Raw genomic sequence first — 2,069 nt, 5'->3', positions numbered from 1 at the left:
GCTTAACGGCAGGCGGATCGAGCGGCGGCTCCGTGGCGGCGGTCGCTGCCGGATTGGTGCCACTCTCCCTAGGTACGGACCCGGGTGGATCGATCCGGATGCCGGCCAGCTACGCCGGCCTCGTCGGGATGAGGCCCTCGAATGGTCGTGTCCCTCGCCGACATGGATTTCTGCCAATGGCGCTGGATTTCCAAACGATTGGCCTCGTTGGCCGAAGCTTGGCTGATATCGACCTTCTGTTGTCAGTACTGGGCGGTCCGGATCGGCGCGATCCAACGTCGCTCAACCTACCGCCAATCGCGACTCCGCACCGCTCCCTCCGGATTGGTTGGTTCACTAATATAGGGTCCGAAACCGTGGACCCCGAGGTCGCGCGTGCTCATCACGATGCGCGAGAATGTCTTGCTTCACAGGGGTGCCAAGTCGAAGAGTGTCTGCCGCCATTCAACCTGAATGAGATCCGCGAAATCTGGGATGGTTTAGCTTCCGTAGGCGCAGCCCGAGTAGCTCTATCCTATCCACGACATCAAAGCGAACTGACCGAGCAGATCAAAGAGCTGGTTCGTCGGGGTCGAAAGATTAAGGCCACCTCCTTTCTTCGTACAATCGACCGATTGACCGCGTTTCGTGCCGAAGTAAGTGCCGCGTGGGGGGAGTTTGATGCGTTGCTTACTCCCACAGCGGCATCGCCAGCGTGGAACGCCGAAAGTGAGTGCCCCGAGACAATCGGGGGCCGTCCTGGAAGCGGAGCAACCCAGGTATGTTCTGCAGCTGGATCAATGCCGTCGGATTTTGCGGACTGAATGTACCAGTGACCCCGCACACCGATGACCGACCAATTGGTCTGCAGATAGTGGCGCCCCGTGGCGATGACGGCATCGCGCTTCATTTAGGGGAAGGATGCTTGAGCAGGCGTCCCCTTGGATACATCGCCGGCCAAGCGCCATCGAAGCGAAAGCAGTTATATAACTGGTTGCGGAATGGCAGGTCATTTTGCGGTTGAAGAGGAAGATAAGTGATGTGCGAGGAACTAGGCGGGATATTCCGTGCGCAGCATTTCTCGGCGAAGATGTCGATCGCCGCTTCGGCGAGCGTCCAGTTTTGGGCACCCGGTAAACCTCGAGCAGATCCGTCTTCATGTTGTAGCCACAAAACGGTCAGCAGCTCACACTTCGCACCCGCGAGCTAAGCTTGTGTCTCGATTCCGAATGGGCCTGCACCGTACGTTGGCTGATAGCGATCTGCGAGGCCATGATCTCGCCTCCCTCCGGACGCGCCGTCTGCTTGTACTGATGCGCCGCGAGGGTCTGACTATGAACCACAAGAAGTTCCGCCTCTACCGCGAGGAACGGCTGCAGGTGCGTCGGCGCGGCGGGCGTAAGCGGGCGCTTGGCACACGAGCGCCACTGACGATCCCGCAGGGGCCGAACCAGCGCTGGAGCCTCGACTTCCTGTCGGATGCTTTCACCGATGGCCGCCGCTTCCGCATCCTCGCGGTGGTCGATGACTTCACGCGCGAATGTCTGGCGCTGGGCGCCGACACCTCGTTACCGGGCCTGCGCGTCGTGCGCGAGCTCGAGGCCATCGTGGCGCGGCACGGCCGTCCAGTCATGTGGGTCTCCGATAACGGTACCGAGCTGACCGGCATGGCGATCCTGCGCTGGTGCCAGGAGATGCGGATCGAGTGGCACTACATTGCGCCGGGCAAGCCGACCCAGAACGCCTTCATCGAGAGCTTCAACGGTCCGTTGCACGACGAGCTCCTCAGTGAGACGTTGTTCACGTCGCTTGCACAGGCTCGCGCCGTGCTGGCTGCATGGAAAGACGACTACAACAATGTCCGCCCACATAGCGCGCTCAGCCATTTGACGCCGAACGAATACGCCGATCTCGGCGCTCCCGGACCGCAACGGGGCGGGGGCCGCGCTACGCCGGGGGGTCCGCGCCCCGCCCCGTTGCTCCACCGAGCCCCATGGGCTCAAATGTCACCGGGACTCTACTTATCGGCGGATGAAAGTTGGCCCAGGTCAGTGTCTTGCTCGCGTAGATCCAGAGGTCAACGCTTGGTC

At 61.4% G+C, this 2,069-nt stretch carries 1 protein-coding gene and 1 pseudogene; both read left to right on the top strand.

Annotation, left to right across the window (positions count from 1 at the left end; translation table 11 throughout):
* Positions 1-803: amidase (locus KIP88_RS48960; RefSeq protein ID WP_214494595.1), on the top strand; the 803-nt coding region annotated here is incomplete at its 5' end.
* 471 nt (positions 804-1,274) lie between these two features.
* Positions 1,275-1,886 (top strand): annotated as a pseudogene (locus tag KIP88_RS45605) (IS3 family transposase); the annotation flags it as partial.
* Between the last annotated feature and the right edge of the window lie 183 nt (positions 1,887-2,069).

The sequence above is a fragment of the Bradyrhizobium sp. SRL28 genome, assembly GCF_018596315.1.
GTDB lineage: Bacteria > Pseudomonadota > Alphaproteobacteria > Rhizobiales > Xanthobacteraceae > Bradyrhizobium.
The sequence above is the reverse complement of the archived record's forward strand: the minus strand, read 5'-3'. Positions and strand labels throughout refer to the sequence as shown.